15 protein-coding genes are annotated in these 16,200 nt (G+C 66.9%); 11 read left to right on the forward strand and 4 right to left on the reverse strand.

Annotation, left to right across the window (positions count from 1 at the left end; genetic code table 11):
- Positions 1-58: 58 nt before the first annotated feature.
- From HMPREF9006_RS08215 to HMPREF9006_RS08225, 3 genes are all read right to left on the reverse strand, one after another.
- Positions 59-1,018 (reverse strand): HD domain-containing protein, encoded by a 960-nt coding sequence (locus HMPREF9006_RS08215; RefSeq protein WP_009213140.1) that lies wholly within the window; start codon positions 1,016-1,018, stop codon positions 59-61.
- A gap of 174 nt (positions 1,019-1,192) precedes the next feature.
- Positions 1,193-2,659, reverse strand: coding sequence for a sensor histidine kinase (locus HMPREF9006_RS08220; protein ID WP_009213142.1), 1,467 nt, complete (start codon positions 2,657-2,659; stop codon positions 1,193-1,195).
- A 1-nt stretch (position 2,660) separates the two neighbouring features.
- Complete coding sequence (locus HMPREF9006_RS08225; RefSeq protein ID WP_009213143.1) at positions 2,661-3,365, reverse strand: response regulator transcription factor; 705 nt, start codon at positions 3,363-3,365, stop codon at positions 2,661-2,663.
- Between the two features lie 162 nt (positions 3,366-3,527).
- Here HMPREF9006_RS08225 and HMPREF9006_RS08230 point away from each other — a divergent pair, with 162 nt between their 5' ends.
- From HMPREF9006_RS08230 to HMPREF9006_RS08270, 9 genes are all read left to right on the forward strand, one after another.
- Positions 3,528-4,028: a PH domain-containing protein gene (locus HMPREF9006_RS08230; protein ID WP_009213144.1), complete on the forward strand. Its 501-nt coding sequence runs from the start codon at positions 3,528-3,530 to the stop codon at positions 4,026-4,028.
- Entirely contained in the window at positions 4,025-5,587 is a 1,563-nt protein-coding gene (locus HMPREF9006_RS08235; RefSeq protein WP_009213145.1) for a PH domain-containing protein, read from the forward strand. Before HMPREF9006_RS08230 ends, HMPREF9006_RS08235 begins: the two co-directional genes overlap by 4 nt.
- 25 nt (positions 5,588-5,612) lie before the next feature.
- Positions 5,613-6,497 carry a Rossmann-like and DUF2520 domain-containing protein gene (locus tag HMPREF9006_RS08240; RefSeq protein WP_009213146.1) on the forward strand — a complete coding sequence of 295 codons (885 nt, stop codon included), beginning with the start codon at positions 5,613-5,615 and terminating at the stop codon, positions 6,495-6,497.
- Between the two features lie 148 nt (positions 6,498-6,645).
- A complete protein-coding gene (gene panC / locus HMPREF9006_RS08245; protein ID WP_009213147.1) occupies positions 6,646-7,617 on the forward strand; it encodes a pantoate--beta-alanine ligase in 972 nt (323 codons plus the stop codon).
- Positions 7,614-8,048, forward strand: coding sequence for an aspartate 1-decarboxylase (gene panD / locus HMPREF9006_RS08250; RefSeq protein ID WP_009213148.1), 435 nt, complete (start codon positions 7,614-7,616; stop codon positions 8,046-8,048). Before panC ends, panD begins: the two co-directional genes overlap by 4 nt.
- 183 nt (positions 8,049-8,231) lie before the next feature.
- On the forward strand, positions 8,232-9,110 hold the full coding sequence (locus tag HMPREF9006_RS08255; protein ID WP_009213149.1) for a carbohydrate ABC transporter permease: 879 nt from the start codon (positions 8,232-8,234) through the stop codon (positions 9,108-9,110).
- Positions 9,097-9,942, forward strand: coding sequence for a carbohydrate ABC transporter permease (locus tag HMPREF9006_RS08260; protein WP_009213150.1), 846 nt, complete (start codon positions 9,097-9,099; stop codon positions 9,940-9,942). The genes HMPREF9006_RS08255 and HMPREF9006_RS08260 overlap by 14 nt, the downstream gene beginning before the upstream one ends.
- Before the next feature lie 30 nt (positions 9,943-9,972).
- Positions 9,973-11,295 (forward strand): ABC transporter substrate-binding protein, encoded by a 1,323-nt coding sequence (locus HMPREF9006_RS08265; protein WP_009213151.1) that lies wholly within the window; start codon positions 9,973-9,975, stop codon positions 11,293-11,295.
- Positions 11,296-11,363: 68 nt separating this feature from the next.
- Positions 11,364-12,059, forward strand: coding sequence for a PIG-L deacetylase family protein (locus HMPREF9006_RS08270; RefSeq protein WP_009213152.1), 696 nt, complete (start codon positions 11,364-11,366; stop codon positions 12,057-12,059).
- A gap of 125 nt (positions 12,060-12,184) precedes the next feature.
- Here the strand turns inward: HMPREF9006_RS08270 and HMPREF9006_RS08275 are convergent, their stop codons facing one another.
- On the reverse strand, positions 12,185-13,567 hold the full coding sequence (locus HMPREF9006_RS08275) for a 6-phospho-beta-glucosidase (protein WP_082157902.1): 1,383 nt from the start codon (positions 13,565-13,567) through the stop codon (positions 12,185-12,187).
- Between the two features lie 67 nt (positions 13,568-13,634).
- On the opposite strand from HMPREF9006_RS08275, the gene HMPREF9006_RS08280 reads away from it, so the two are divergent.
- Positions 13,635-14,522 (forward strand): carbohydrate kinase family protein, encoded by an 888-nt coding sequence (locus tag HMPREF9006_RS08280; RefSeq protein ID WP_009213154.1) that lies wholly within the window; start codon positions 13,635-13,637, stop codon positions 14,520-14,522.
- Positions 14,523-14,579: 57 nt separating this feature from the next.
- On the forward strand, positions 14,580-16,199 hold the full coding sequence (locus HMPREF9006_RS08285) for a lysine--tRNA ligase (RefSeq protein WP_009213155.1): 1,620 nt from the start codon (positions 14,580-14,582) through the stop codon (positions 16,197-16,199).
- Position 16,200: the final 1 nt, after the last annotated feature.

Below are 16,200 nucleotides of genomic sequence, written 5' to 3' on the forward strand. Positions count from 1 at the left end.
GGGGCAAGCGACGCGCCGGTGGGTGCGTCACGGAAGGAGAGAGAGTACCCACCTGACCCTAGTCGGACGTCGGCAGGTCCAAGGACTCTACCGCAGACTCGAGCGACGACGTTGCCTCCTCGTCCTCATCGCCGTCCTCGCCGTCGGCAATCATGGGCGGAAGGACGCCCGTTGAGGTGACCTCGTCGTCAGTGGAATGGACGGGCGTGCGCTTCTTGATGGAGCGGCGCTTGATGATGAGCGTGCCCGTCGTCGTGGTTGTGTCCTCGACGATCTCGTCGGTGTCGTCGGACTCGTCGCTCTCTTCCGGCTCGTCGGCCTGGGCGGCGCACAGCTGGGCCTTCTCCCGGTCGAGGCGTGCCAGCTCAACCTCCAGGTTTGCCCGCGCGGTGTCCTCCCAGGCTGCGCCGAGAGGAGACTGGTAGATGCTCTCGTAGCCGAGCAGCTTCTTGACGAGCGCGCGCCTGGCCTTGATGAACTGCAGGTCGTCAAGTTCGCTCAGCTCGGCACGCAGGGAGCAGCGGAGCTTCTTGTAGTCCTGAGGGCTACACGACAGGCACGCGAGGTCGGCGTCGACCAGGACCTGGGCGTCGAAGTCGGAGCGTGGGGCGCGGTGTCGGGTGAGGAAGGCGATCAGCTCGTCAATGCGGACCACGACCTCCTCGGGAACGCCGAGGTTGGTGAGGCGATTGTGAGCGTGATCAATGCAGCGCGTCGACGCGAAGTTCGCCTGGAAGCCACCGAGCTTGATCTCGAGCGCCTTGTTCAAGAAGGCGCCGTGATACCAGGCGGCCACGCGCAGGATGTCCGCATCGTGCGCCGATGACGCGATCTCGTCGATGTGGGTGAGCGTGTTCATGAGCCGACGCAGGTTGTGCAATTGGCGTTCCGGCGCGCTCCAGCGCTCCACGAGGTCGGCGCCCTCGTTCTGAAGGTCTGTGTCGGTCGCGCTTGCGCCGATCTGCTGCATGGCGTCAACGAATGACGTCAGCAGCCACTGAGGTGCTTGGGCACCCATGGGCCACTCTCCTAGCTGAGGAATACCCGAGCCATGCTAGTGCGCTTTTCCCCGAAGGTCACGTTCGTTTGCTGAGAATCAGGGAAGAACCGGGGAAAATGCCGGATGTAGCAGCTCGAGAAAGAGCAGAAAATGAACGAAAAAGCGTGAGCATCCGCGGCTTCGTTACCTCGTTCACGCTGTTGGTAGCTCGATACGAACCGTCAAGCCACCTCCTTTCGTTTTCGTCAGCGACGCCCTCCCCCTGTGAGCCGCGAGAATGCCGGAGACGATGGCCAAACCGAGGCCCGATCCCCCGGACTTTCGGTTGCGCGAGGTGTCCGCCCGATAGAAGCGCTCAAAGACGCGGCCGCGATCGGTTTCGTCGATGCCGGGACCGTGGTCACGCAGCTCGACGATCGCGGTGTCACCGGAGAGGCCGAGCGCTATCTCGACGGGGGATCCTGACGGGGTGTAACGGACGATGTTGCCGATCAGGTTGGTGAACACCTGAGAGAGTCGGTCACGATCGCCCGGCACGATGAGCGACATGGGGGGAGTCCGACCGGTGATGCCGGTGAGCCCAACCGTGCGCGTCGGGTCGAGGGCCTGCAGGTCGAAGACCGCGTTGTCGGCCAGCTTGACGAGGTCGATGTCCGTGATCTCGAGGGGGCGCCCCTCGTCCAGGCGTGCGAGGGTCAGGAGGTCCTCGACGAGGGTGGCCATGCGGGAGGATTCGGAGCCGATGCGCCCCATCACCTCCTCGGTCCTCTCGGCGGGAACTCCTCCCATCGCGTACAGCTCGCAGTAGCCGGAGATTGCCGCCAGCGGGGTTCGTAGCTCGTGGGAGGCATCCGAGACGAAGCGCTTGATCTTCTGCTCGGATGCCTGCCGCGCCTCGAAGGACTGCTCCACCTGGGTGAGCATCGTGTTGAGGGAGAGGGCGAGGGAGCCGACCTCCGTCGTCGGAGGATGAGGGGTCACGCGCTTGGTGAGGTCACCGGCGGCGATCTTGCCGGCGGTCGATTCGATGGAGCGCAGCGGCAGGAGCGCGCGGCGCACGAGGTAGCGCCCGGCCCAGCCGCCGATGACCACGATGATCGAGCCGGCGACCGCAAAGTAGGAGGCCGTGGTTCGTAGGGTGTGCTGAACGTCGGTGAGGGGCAGGGCGATCGTCATGTAGCCCGAGAACTCCCCCGAGGTCTGGTCGTACACGGGAACGACGAGGGCGCGCCATCCGAGGCCGGACTTCGACGAGGCGACGGTGACCGGAAGCGTGCGAAAGGAAGAGACGGGTGCGGAGGAGGTGTCGACGAGCTCGGGCAGGGTCGGGGTGCCCGAGGCCTTGAGGGTGTCCTCGGAGTAGAGGTAGCGATCCGAGCCGTCCTTGGCGTGAATGTGGACGTAGTAGAGCGTGGGGATCGCCCCCTGACCGTCCGACGAGAAAGTCGCCGAGGAAGCGGAGATCTGGATCGTGTGCGCGGTGGCCACGAGCTGATCGTCGATCTGGGAGGTCAGGTGGCGCTGGAGAAGGCCGATCATGACGGTTCCCGCGAGGGAGAGGCCCACCGCGAGCAACAGGATGATGAGCGTGACGAGCTGGGCGGCGAGGGGCTTGGCATCCCACCATGCCTCGATGCGTTGAGCCAGGCTGGGGCGCACGTTACTCCTCGACGCGCAGGATGTAGCCCACGCCGCGCTTCGTGTGGATCAATTCCCCGCTGGCCCCCTCGACCGCGAGCTTGCGGCGCAGATAGGAAATGTAGGATTCGACGATGGCGACCTCGCCGTCCCAGTCGTACTCCCACACGTGGTCCAGGATCTGCATCTTCGAGACGACCCGCCCGGCGTTGATGACGAGGTAGCGCAGGAGCTTGAACTCCGTGGGGGAAAGATCGATCTGGACGCCGGCGCGCGTTACCTCGTGGGCGTCCTCGTCAATGACCAGGTCACCGACGCGCAGGAGGGCGTCTTCCTCCTCCCCGCCCATCGTGCGGCGCAGGATCGCGCGGATGCGGGCGACGACCTCTTCGAGGCCGAAGGGCTTGGTCACGTAGTCGTCGCCGCCGACGGTGAGTCCCTGAATCTTGTCGCGCATGTCGTCTCGCGCGGTGAGGAACAGGACGGGGGTGGTGATCCCGGCGTCGCGAAGGCGTCGCGTCACGGTAAAACCGTCCATGTCGGGGAGCATGACGTCGAGAACGATGAGATCGGGTCGCGATTCCTGGGCCTCGTGGAATGCTCCGCTCCCGTCTTCGGCCGTGACGACGTCAAAGCCGGCGAAGCGCAGGGACGAGGCGAGGAGGTCGCGGATGTTGGGCTCGTCGTCGACGACGAGCAGCTTTGCTTCAGTTCCCGTGGTAGCCATGGATCTAGTCTCGCCGATGATCCTGCATGTTTCCTGAGAGTATGTTGGGAGCGGCGACGGTCGTGCTGTTAGCTATCTCATAACGGTCGCGCTTTCGTGTTCGCGCTGGGCCGCGCGTGCGCTTGCGCGAGGGGGCGCGTGCGCGTGTGCGAGAATTGCCCCATGACATCCCAGACTTCGAATGACGTCATGACGCCCGAAGGCGTTGACTTTCGCAACGTATCGGGCAAGCTCGCCGCGCTCAGGCTCGGAAATGTGTTCGTCGCGTGCGGAGCCGCGGCCGGCATCATCAGCGCCGTTGCGCTCGTGGCCGGTATCGACGAGGCGTGGATGGCGATGCCCGTACCTTCCCTCATCGCCCTGTGGTGCCTGTGGCTCGTCCCCGCTCAGGTTAAGGCCCTGCGTTACGCTCTGGCCGAGCGCGACTTCGTTATTCGCCGGGGCGTCTTGAGGCGCTCCATGACCCTCGTGCCCTACGGTCGCATCCAGTACGTCGACATCGCCCAGGGGCCTGTGCAGCGCCTCCTTGGTATCGCCACCATCAAGCTGTCCACGGCCAGCGCGCACACAGACGCGGCGCTCGCCGGAGTCCCCGTCGCCGACGCATCGCGCCTGCGCGACGTGTTGGCCGAGCGCGGCTCAGCGGAGCTGATGGGCCTATGAGCGCGGATCTCTCCTCCGACGGTATTGCCCCCGAGGACTGGAAGTACCTCCACCCGCTCACCTATCTGCCGCGTGTTGCCGGTTCCCTCGGCGGCGTCGCAGCGGCAACCGTCTGGGCGCTTCAGTGGGGCCGGGCTCGCGTTGTCGGGGAGGGCGGACCCGCGTGGGCGGCGAGTGTCGGCTCGCTCCCGGTGCTCCTCGGCCTGGCTCTCGTCGCGGTCGGCGTGCTCCTGGCCTTTAGCTACCTCTCGTGGAGGATGACCCGTTACGCGATCACCCCGAGCGCCGTGTGGTTCCGTTCCGGCATCCTGTCTCGTTCGCAGCGCCACGCCAGGGTCTCGCGCATCCAATCCGTCAACCTCTCCTATTCCCTCCTGGGGCGCATCGTCGGCCTGGGCTACCTCGATATTGAGGTAGCGGGCGGATCTGAGTCGAGCATCAAGCTCGGCCTGCTTCCCTCGAGCCGCCTCGAAGACCTGCGCGCGCTCCTGCTGGGCCTCGCCTCCGGAACGATCGACGAGCTTGTCCCTCCCGCCGGCCCTGCCCGCGCGGCGGGGCAGGGGCGTCCCCTCGCCCAGGCGACGCTTGAGGCACCCGAACGCGTCGTCTTCCGCGTGAGCGTACTCGAACTCGTTGGCTCCATGCTCGCCACCATGAGCACGGTCCTGGCCCTCGCCATCGGAATCGGGCTGTGTATCCTGAACGCCTTCCTCATCGTGAGCGTCGGGGTGACGTCCGTGATGAGTTTCGCGGCCATCATGTTCGGCGCCGTCAGCGTCGTCGCGGGAGTGTGGACCAGGTTCGACCGAGAGTTTGGCTTCACGGCGGCGATATCGGCCGACGGAGTGCGCATTCGGCGAGGCCTGACCGCGCGTCGCCACGTGACGATCCCACCCGGACGCATCCACGCCCTCTCGGTCAGCCAGCCGCTCCTCTGGCGGTTGTTTGGGTGGTACCGCGTCGAGATCACTCAGGCGGGTAACAGGACCTCCTCCGAGGGCGAGAAGAACGAGGGGATGCGCCTTGATGTTGCCTCCGATGTCCTCCTACCCGTCGGTTCGCGCGCGGAGGTTGCCCAAGCCATTGCAATGGTTGTCCCGTCCCTCGGGGTCGATGAACCCGACCGCTTCCTGGAATCCCTGCATGCGGGGAGGCGCGCAGACCGCTGGATGACCCCCATTCCGCCCAGCGCACGGATCCTGGATCCCCTCACGTATGCGCGCCGCGCTTTTGCGCTCACGGATACGGTTCTCGCGATTCGCGGAGGCTGGCTCACCCGCACGTTCTCGATCATCCCGCTCTCGCGCATCCAGTCCGTGTCGATGAGGCAAGGTCCCCTCCAGGGCTGGAGGGGGGTGGCCTCGGTGCGCGCCGAGCTGGTTCCCGGCCGGGTTCCGTCGTTGGCCGCGCACGTTGAGGCCTCGCGCGCCCTCGACCTGTGGTCGCGCCTCTCGGTGGCCTCCAAGAGCAGCCGCGACGCCGAGCCTCCCGAGCGTTGGCTCTCCCGGGTCGGCGAGGTCGTCGACGCGACCCTGGCAAGCGAGGCGAGCGGCGCGTAGGACGAGGATCGGCAACAATGGTGGCATGAACACCCCCGGACGACTCGGCATCGGCATCATCGGCATGGGGCACGTGGGCCCCGTCATCGGTTCGGCTGTGCGCGCCGTCGGTCACCGGGTGGTGGCCGTCTCAGCCTCCTCGCCCGCCTCGCGCGAGCGCGCCGACGCCATGCTGCCCGGCGTTCCGATCGCGTCGCCGGAGGAGGTGGCGCGGCGCTCGGAGGTGGTGATCCTCGCCGTTCCCGACGATCAGATTTGGCCCCTCGCTCGGGGGCTGGCCGATCTGGGCGTGTGGCAGAGCGGGCATATCGTCATCCACCTGTCGGGCGCCTCCGGGATCGGACTACTCTGCGCCGCCACCGACGCGGGAGCGATCCCGCTGGCAATCCATCCGGCCATGACCTTCACGGGCACCAGCGTCGACGTTGCTCGGCTCGTGGGAACTCCCTTCGCCGTCACCGCGGCTGCCCCCTTCTTGCCGATCGCGCAGGCCCTCGTCGTGGAGATGGGGGGCGAACCTGTGGTCGTTGCGGAGGAGGATCGTCCCCTGTACCACGCCGGTCTCGCCCACGGCGCCAACTTCATCGCCGGAATCACCGTGCAGACGACGCGCATCCTCGCCGAGGCCGGAATCGAGAATCCCGCCCTCTACGTGCGTCCTCTCCTCGAGGCCGCCCTCGACCGGGCGCTGACCGAGGGAGCCGCCGGGATCTCCGGCCCCGCCGCCCGGGGGGATGCTGGCACGGTCGCGGCTCACGCCCGCTGCCTCGGTGCTCACGAGGCGCTTGCGGGGGAGCGCGACACCTACGCGGACATGACCCGTGCCCTCACTCGCCTGCTGCGCGACGCGCGCCTCCTCGACGAACGGGCCGCGACCAGCGTCGAGGCGGCCCTCCTCGATCCCTCTTGAGTCCCGGCGCGGCCAGGCTCGGCGAGGCGCCGTGCCGGCACCGCGCCGCAACGATGGGCGAGGAGATCCCGCTCTGACGCGAATCGCGTGACGTGAGGAAAGCGACTCAAATGACGCACCGGAGGGCTGAACTTGCAAGAATAGAACTATGACGCATCGTCCCATCCTCACCCACACGCGCGACCAGCTGGCCGAGGCGCTCGCCCGCCTGCCCGGAACGAAGGCGCTCGTGATGACCATGGGTGCCCTGCACGCCGGGCACCTGCAGCTCGTGCGAGAGGCCCACGCGCTCGCCGACCACGTCATCGTCACGATCTTCGTCAACCCGACCCAGTTCGCTCCCGGAGAGGACTTCGACGCCTATCCGCGAACCCTGGGGGCGGACATGGACGCCCTCGAAACGGTGGGAGCGGACCTCGTGTGGGCTCCGTCCCCGCAGGACGTGTATCCGGCTCCCGCGACGGTCTCCATTGATCCAGGGCCCGTCGCGCGCGTCCTCGAAGGCAAGACGCGCCCCACGCACTTCGCAGGAGTCGCCCTCGTGTGCACCAAGGTCGTCAACCTCGTGCGCCCGGACGTGGCCCTGTACGGCCAGAAGGACGCCCAACAGCTGGCCGTCCTGCGCACCGTCTTCTCCCAGCTTGACATCCCCGTGCGCATCCACGCGGTGCCGATCGTGCGCGACCGGGACGGCGTGGCCCTGTCCAGCCGCAACCAATACTTGAGTGAGGAGGAGCGCGTGCGCGCCCGCGCGCTGTCTCGTGCACTGCGCCGGGGCGTGGAGGTGGCCGAGGCGGGGGCAGAACCCGGGAGCGTCATCTCCGCGTGCCGAGCGGTCATCGAAGCGGAGGACGGCATCGACCTGGACTACATCGCCCTCGTGGATGCGGGAACCTTCGAGATCCTCGCGGGAACCGACGGCGTGCCACTCGGGGAGGCAGAGGCAGCGCCGACGCTGCTGACCGACGGCTCGCGTGCCGGGCGAGTCCTCATCGCCGCCAAGGTCGGCAGTACCCGCCTCATCGACAACATGGAGGTGGCGTTGCGCGGCCCTGTGCGGCTCGAGGGGGACGAGGCCCGAGCGGGCGGCGGCACGGAGGAGACGGGGGCGCGCGCATGATGGAGATGACCCGCGAGATGGCCATCGGCAAGATCCACCGCGCCACCGTCACCGGTGCCGATCTGCACTACGTCGGCTCGATCACGGTGGATGAGGACCTGCTGGACGCGGCCAACATCGTGCCCGGGCAGAAGGTTGACGTCGCCGACGTCAACAATGGCGAGCGCCTGTCCACCTACACGATCGCGGGCGAGCGAGGCAGCGGCACCGTCCAGCTCAACGGTGCGGCCGCCCACAGGGTCAGGGTCGGCGACCTGGTCATCATCATGGCCTACGCCCAGGTCCCCGAGTCCCTCGTGCGTCAGGTGAAGCCGTCCGTCGTCTTCGTCGACGAGGCCAACAGAATCGTGAGCGCCGGCGAGCACGCGGGATCCGTCCCCGAGGACTCCGCGCGTGCCCGCGAGCTGGGGCTGAAGAGCTCGGGCGTCTGACTGACACGCCGGCAGGAGCGTCCACTCAACCGAGTGGGCGCTCCCTTGTTTTCGATTCGTTTTGTGCACCTTTGCTCGTTTGGCGACAAGCGCTGTTCACAATTGTCCATACCTTGTCTTCGTCGGCGCTGATGCGCCCGTCGTACCTATCCTCGAAGAGCCGTACGAAAGGATGGTGGGGGCATGAGCAAGCGAGCGTCTCGGACGCGCCACGCACTCGCCGGATATGCGTTCCTGTCGCCCGCCCTGATCGGCGTTCTTATCTTCATGGTTGTGCCCATCGGCGTCATCATGTGGGTGAGCCTGTACCGGTGGGATCTGATCGGGGATACGCGATACGTGGGCCTGGCCAACGTCACGAACGTGCTGAGCGACCCGGTCTTCCTGTCGTCCCTGCGCACGACGATTCTCTTCGTCCTCCTCGTGGTCCCCATTCAGATCATCCTCGGCCTACTCCTCGCGAACCTGCTGACGAAGGGCGTGCGAGGAACCGTGGTCTATCGCACGCTCATCGTTATCCCGTGGATCGCGCCTCCGCTGGCCCTCGGCGTCGTGTGGTCGTGGATCTTCGCCCCCACCGGCGGCCTCCTCTCAGCGCTTGCGGGCACTCGACTAGAAATTCTCGTGTCGCCCACCTGGGCGCTGCCGGCAGCGGCTTTCGTCGTCGTCTGGTCGAACGTGGGGTACACGGCGCTCTTCTTTATCGCCGGATTGCTTGCGATCCCGCGTGAGCTCACCGAGGCCGCGACCGTGGACGGCGCCTCCTCCTCGCAGGTGTTCTGGCACATCAAGATGCCCCTCCTGCGCCCGACCTTCTTCTTTGTCTCGGTCACCTCCGTGATCTCGGTCTTCAACGTTTTCGATCAGATCTACGCCCTGACCAAGGGCGGGCCGTCCGGCTCCACCGAGGTCCTCGCCTATCTGATCTACAAGGAGGCCTTCGAAACCGGAAATGTCGGCCGCGCCGCAGTCATGGCGTGCGTGATGATGCTGCTCCTGATGTGCCTGACGCTGGCCCAGAACCTGTACTTCCGGAAGAGGACCACGTATGAGCTCGTCTAAGTCGCACTCGCGTCGGCCCTGGTGGTCAACCCTGGGGATCTACGCGGGGCTGTCGCTGGCCGCATTCGTCATGGTCATCCCGCTGCTCTTCAGCTTCGTCACGGCCTTCAAGTCGCCCCAGGACTTCGCTTCGCACTCGCCCTTCGCGCTGCCCTCGCCGCCCTCCCTGGCCTCGTTCCAGGCGATCCTGACGGGACGAGTCAACTTCGGCGACGCGATCATCACGACGCTTCTCGTGGTCGTGGTGATGGTCGTCGGGCAGCTGGTGTCCTCCGTGCTGGCCGCCTACGCGTTTGCGCGCATCGAGTTCCCGGGACGCGAAGTCATCTTCTGGCTCTTCCTGGGCACCATGATGATTCCGGCGTCGGTCCTCGTCATTCCGCTGTACCTCATGATGGCGAAGATGGGGCTCAACAACACCTTCTGGGGCATCGTCCTGCCCTTCGTGTTCGCCTCGCCCTACGCGGTGTTCCTGCTGCGTCAGTCGTTCCGTCAGATCCCCCAGGAAATCATCGACGCGGCGACCATGGACGGTGCCGGGCAGATGCGCATCCTCTTCTCCATCGTCGTTCCCGTGTCGAAGCCGATCATTTCGACGCTCGTGCTCATCACGGTTGTGAGCCAGTGGAACTCATTCATGTGGCCGCGGATCATTGCCGCGACCAGGCCACGCGTCCTCACGGTTGCGACGGCCGCGCTGCAGAGCCAGTACAACGCGAATTGGACGTACGTCATGGCGGCGACGACCATCGCGCTCGTGCCCCTGATCGCTCTGTTCATTGTCTTCCAACGACACATCGTTGAATCGATTGCCCTGACGGGCATCAAGTAACAACACAACCCATCACAACTGGAGGTCTTCATGAATAGGCGTTTTGTTACCGCTACCGCTCTGATTGGTGCCGCGTCGATGCTGATGGCCGCCTGCTCGCAGGGTGGCAGCGCGTCGAGTGAGGCGGGCACGTCCCTGACCCTGCGTCTGTGGGATGATCAGGCTGCCCAGGCGTACGAGGCGGCGCTCCCCGCGTTCACCGAAGAAACGGGGATCACGGTCAACGTCGAGGTCGTCCCGTGGTCGGACTACTTCACGGGCCTGCGTTCTGAGCTCGCCGCAGGCACCGGACCGGACGTCTTTTGGTCCAACACGAACAACTACACCGAGTACGCCCGGGGCGGCAAGATCGTCAACATTGACGAGGAGTTCCCCGCCTCCGAGCGCGACGGCTGGCTTCAGGGGGCCATCGATCAGTACACGGTTGACGGAAAGCTCTACGGCGTCCCGGTCCTCACCGATCCGTCGATCGCGGTGTACTACAACAAGTCCCTCCTGGATGCGGCCGGCGTGAGCATCGAGGACCTGCAGAACCTGTCGTGGGATCCGAGCGCCTCCACCGACTCTCTGCGGGAGATCACCCGCAAGCTGACGCTGGACTCGTCGGGCCGCAACGCGGCTGACCCTGCCTTCGACGCGGACCACATCGTCCAGTACGGATACAACGCCGCGCTGGATGGCCAGGCCATGCTCATTCCGTACCTGGGTTCGGCCGGTGCCACACTGCAGGACGAGAGCGGGCACTTTACGTTCGCGAGTCCCGAGGGCGACGCCGCGGTCGGCTACCTGGTGGACCTCATCAACAAGGAGCACGTGGCCCCCTCGGCGGCCGATACGAACGATAACGGCGACTTCAGCCGTGATCAGTTCCTGCAGGGCAAGATCGCTCTGTTCCAGTCCGGTTCCTACAACCTGGCAAACGTGGCCGAGGGCGCGTCCTTCGAGTGGGGCCTGGCTCCCCAGCCGAAGGGTCCCGCAGGTGCCGTGACGGTCGGTAACTCCGTCGTCGCCGCCGGTTCGACGGCGAGCGCGAACCCCGAGGCTCAGCACAAGCTGCTCGCGTGGCTGGCTGGCAAGGACGGCGGTGCCGCACTGGGCAAGACCGGCGCCGGCTTCCCCGCGAACGAGAAGGCCCAGGGGACGTGGACCGCGTACTGGTCGGACAAGGGCGTCGACACCTCGGTCATGGCGAAGACCCCCTCGGGCACGATCATGGCTCCCTTCGGCGCGAAGCTGGGCGCGGCAATGGACGCGTACAACGGGGTACTCAAGGAGGTCTTCCTGGGACGCACCGGCGTGCATGAGGGCGTCCAGGCTGCCCAGGACGCCGCCAACGCGGCGATCGATCAGTAGTCGTCACAGACTTGGGACAGGCGCCGGCGGGACACGTTCTCGCCGGCGCCTCAATAAGGAGTACACGAATGGATACCGTGCTCGGAATTTACGCCCACCCCGATGACGCGGACGTGGACGCGGGCGGGACTCTCGCTCGCTTCGCGCGCGAAGGATCGAGGGTCGTCGTCGCCGTTGTCACGGACGGCGATGCGGGAGGCTCTGACCAGGAACTGCATCAGCGGATGGCGGAGTTGCGTCGCGCTGAACAGCGCCGCGCGTGCGAGCAGCTGGGCGTCACGGAGCTCGTCTTCTTCGACGGCTACCCCGACGGTATGGTGACCCCGTCCCACGGCCTCGTGCGCGATATCGTCGCCCTCATTCGGCGCGTGAAGCCGAACCTGATCCTCACGCTTTCGCCCGAATACAACTGGTCGTCCATCTACGCCAATCACCCGGACCACCGGGCCGTGGGCGCCGCGGTCACGGACGCCGTCTACCCGGCCGCGCGCAACCCCTTCGCGTTGCCCGAGCTGCTTGAGGAGGGCCTGGAACCCCACGTCGTCGAAGAGGTGTGGTTCCAAGGTGGACCGTCGACGAACCACGTCGTCGAGCTGGACCGCTCGGACATCGAGGCCAAGGTCAGGGCGGTGCGCGAGCACGTCACCCAATTCGACGACCTCGATCGGATGGAGTCCTGGATCCGACAGGGCACCCGCGACGCGGGGCGTCCCCACGGATACGCGGGGGGAGAAGAGTTCTTCCGCTGGGACACGCGCGGGTGAGGGCACGGTAGTCGGCTCGTTCTCCAGCCTGTGCCCCCGCCTCGTCTGTACGAGGCCGGGGCACAGCGCGTCGATGGGCGCGCGGGGAGGACGGCGCACAGTGCGCAGCGCGGGATGGGTGCCCCTCAGTCGAAGGCGGCGGCAACCAGCGGGTTTGTGCGGATCGCCTGGTCGAGCACGTCGCGCGCGACGTTGACCGAGTCGACCAGGGGGTGCAGCGCCAGCGCCTGCCACGCGAGGCTGCGGTCGCGCTCGCGGGCGGCGTCGATGACGAGATTCTCGCAGGCCTTCACGGATTGGACGAGGCCGAGGGCAGCGCCGCTCAAGGGGGCGACCGGAATCGGATGGACGCCGGAGGCGTCGACGTCGCAGGGAACCTCGACGACGTCCGTGTCGCGCAGCGTCGGAATCGAGGAGAAGCCGCCGTCGCCGTTACCGACGTTGAGGATCATGCGCGCCGGAGTGTTCGTGGCGAGCGCATTCATGAGGTCAAGGGCCACCTTCTGGTAGCCTCCGCCCGCGATGTCCTCGGCGCGCCTGCCGGAGCGGTCGTCAACGTCGCGGGCCTCGGCCATGTAGGTCGCCTCCCGGTCGGCGAGCGCATCGATCCACGTCCGTCCCGCCTGCTCGGGGTCGGAGAGGACGGCGTTGTAGAAGGCTTCCTGCTGATCGCGCAGGTACTCGCCGCGGGTCTGGTCCCGGTGGATGCGGGCCATGGCTTCGCGATGGCAGTAGTAGTAGAAGAGGTATTCGTTGGGGAGGGCGCCCAGCGCGCGAATCCAGTCCGTGCCGATGGCGCGGGATTCTTCCATCGATCCCAGGGCCGCGTCGTCGGCGAAGAGGCGCGGGAGAATGTCGTGGCCGTCGACTGAGAGGGAACGCAGCCAGCCGAGGTGGTTGAGGCCCACGTAGTCGAAGGACACGTCGGTGCGCTCCTCCTCGGGAACGCCCAGGGCGTTCAGCGTGCGGTTGACGAGCCCGATGGGGGTGTCGCAGATGCCGATGACACGCTCGCCGAGCACGGAACGCATCGCCTGGGTGATGATCCCGGCCGGGTTCGTGAAGTTGATGAGCCAGGCGTTCGGGCACAGGAGCGCTGCGGCGCGGGCCAACTCGAGTGCCGGCCCGAGCGATCGGAACGCGTAGCAGTAACCGCCCACGCCGACGGTCTCCTGCCCCAACAAGCCGTTGTCGAGGCCGCAGTGTTCGTCGAGGACCCTCCCGCAGGTCCCGCCCACGCGCATCGCGGAGAACACGAAGTCGGCTCCCGGAAGCGCCTCGTTGATGTCCGTCGTTCCGCGCACGGCCGGAGAGTGCGGGAAGCCCAATGCGGACAGCACGGCCATCATCGCGTCAAGCCTGCGCATGTCGGTGTCGTACAGGATGACGCGGTCGACGTCGAGGGAGGCGTAGTCGCCGCGACCCGAGCGTGAACGGGCCAAGACGTCGATCATCGCGGGGACCCGGAAGCCCCCTCCTCCGACGATGGTGAGCTGCATGGCGGGCATCCTCTCTGGATACGTATAGTGGTGGCTCAGCGACATATTGTAGTCGCGCTCACGTCTAGGAGGACCTGTGGCATCTCGAGCACCCGCCGCATCTCAGTTCGCGGTGTACGGTCCGACCTTCCTTGACGTGGTCATGGGTCCCCTCGATGGTCCTCCGGTTCCCGGCCGCGAAGCCTGGGTGGAGGGAGCGCTCATGTGCGCGGGCGGCGCGGCCAATCAGGCGATTGCGCTGGCTCGCCTGGGCGTACCCGTGCGCCTGCACGCTCGCGTGGGCGTCGATCAGATGGGTCAGTTCGTGGACGGGATGCTCGCACGCGAGGGCGTGGACACCTCCTCGTGTGAGCGCGTGGGCGATCAAAACGTCACTGTCTCCCTGTCCTTCGACGGCGATCGCGCGATGACCACGCGCGGGACGACCGCGTTGCCGCGTTTGGGGGGCGACGCGCCGGCGTGCCTGCTCGCAGACGTGCGGGGAATCAGCGCGAACAGTGAGGTTGTGTCCTCCTGGCGCGAGCGCGGGACGTGGGTGCTGGCGGACACGGCATGGGACGAGGCCGGGGCCTGGGATCCGGCCGACCTGGAGGCCTTGCGCGTGGCTGACGTGTGCACGCCCAACGAGGAGGAGGCGCTCGCCTACGCGCGCACCGAGAGCGTGGAGGAAGCTGCGCGTTGGTTTGCGTCGTTTGGGTGCGACTGCGTGGTCACGTGCGGCAAGAACGGCGTGGTTTCGTGCGTCGATGGGCAGATCCTGCACGTGCCCGCACCCGCGGTGAGCGCGGTGGATACGACGGGCGCGGGGGATGTCTTTTCGGCGGCCCTGGCCTGGGCGCGCCGAGCGCGCCGTATGCCGTGGCCCGAGGCGCTCGCCCTCGCCTGTGCGGCCGCCGCCCACTCCACGCAGGGGATCGGCGGATCCTCGTCAGCTCCCTACGCGGCCGACCTCCCGGGCGCGTGAGCTGCCCAACCGGGGCCGGTTCCTCGTCGCGGGCGCAAATCCCGCTACGATAGATCCATGACCGATTCTTCTTCCGCGCCCACGCACGCGCCCTCCGACGACACTCCCGAGCAGGTCAAAGTTCGCGCAGCCAAGCGCGCGCGCCTCATGGAGGCGGGGATCCCCGCGTATCCGGTGAGCCTGCCAATCACGACCACAATTCGTCAGGTCCGCGAGCGCTACGGCCACCTGGAGGCCGGCGAGGAGACCGAGGACTACGTGGGCCTGGCCGGCCGCGTCGTCCTGGCGCGCAACGGCGGCAAGCTGTGCTTCGCCACCCTCATGGACGGTGCGGGCAACAAGATTCAGGTGATGCTCTCCGCCGCCTCCGTTGGAGCGGATTCCCTGGCCGCCTACAAGAACGACGTGGATCTGGGCGACCACCTGTACGTCCACGGGCGCGTCATTTCCTCGCGGCGCGGCGAGCTGTCGATTTTCGCCACTCCCGCCGAGGTGAGCGAGGAAGCCAGGGCGGCATACGACGCCGCTCCCACCGCGCTTCCCGCCCCCGACGCCTCGTGGGCGATCGCCTCGAAGGCCCTGCGTCCCCTGCCTAAGACGTGGACGACCGAGGATGGCGAAGAGGTCACGCTGTCGGAGGACCAGCGGATCCGCCGCCGCGAGCTGGACCTGATCACGCGCCCCGCCGCCCGCGACATGATTCGCGTGCGTGCTGCGGTGAACCGTTCGATCCGTGAGAACTTCTTCCGCCGCGACTACATCGAGCTGGAAACCCCGATGCTCCAGGTGATTCACGGGGGCGCCGCCGCCAGGCCCTTCACCACGCACATGAACGCGCTCGACATGGAGCTCTACCTGCGCATCGCCACCGAGATCTACCTCAAGCGCGCGGTCGTGGGCGGCGTGGACCGTGTCTTCGAGATGAACCGCAACTTCCGCAACGAGGGCATGGACTCCTCGCACAGCCCCGAGTTCACTTCCCTGGAGGCCTACGAGGCCTACTCGGACTACAACGGCATGGCGCTCCTGACGCGCGACCTCATTCAACAGGCTGCTCGCGACGCCTTCGGCCTGCCCGAGGGCGAAGAGATCGTGCGCCTGGCCGACGGTACCGAGTACGACCTGTCGGGGCAGTGGGATCGCATCGACCTGTACGGCTCAACGTCGGAGGCTCTGGGCGAGGAGGTCACGGTGGAGACGCCGCGCGAAACCCTCGTCACGTACGCCGAGCGCGTCGGCCTGGAGGTCGACGACTACGCGGTGAGTGGCAAGATCGTCGAGGACATCTTCGAGGAGCTCGTCGCCTCCAAGCTGTGGGCGCCCACCTTCGTCTATGACTTCCCCGAGGACACCTCGCCGCTGACCCGTTACCACCGCTCCCGCCCCGGCCTGACCGAGAAGTGGGATCTGTACGTGCGCGGCTTCGAGACGGCGACCGCCTACTCCGAGCTGGCCGACCCGGTTGTCCAGCGCGAGCGCTTCGAGGCGCAGGCCCTCGCGGCCGCCAACGGCGACCCGGAGGCGATGGTCATGGACGAGGACTTCCTGATCGCCATGGAGCAGGGATTCCCGCCGTGCGGCGGCATGGGTATGGGAATCGACCGCCTGCTCATGGTGCTGACGGGCCAGGGGATCCGCGAGACGATCCCCTTCCCGCTGGTCAAGCGCCTGGGCTGAT

It is taken from the genome of Actinomyces sp. oral taxon 180 str. F0310 (assembly GCF_000185285.1).
In the GTDB taxonomy this organism is placed as follows: Bacteria; Actinomycetota; Actinomycetes; order Actinomycetales; family Actinomycetaceae; genus Pauljensenia.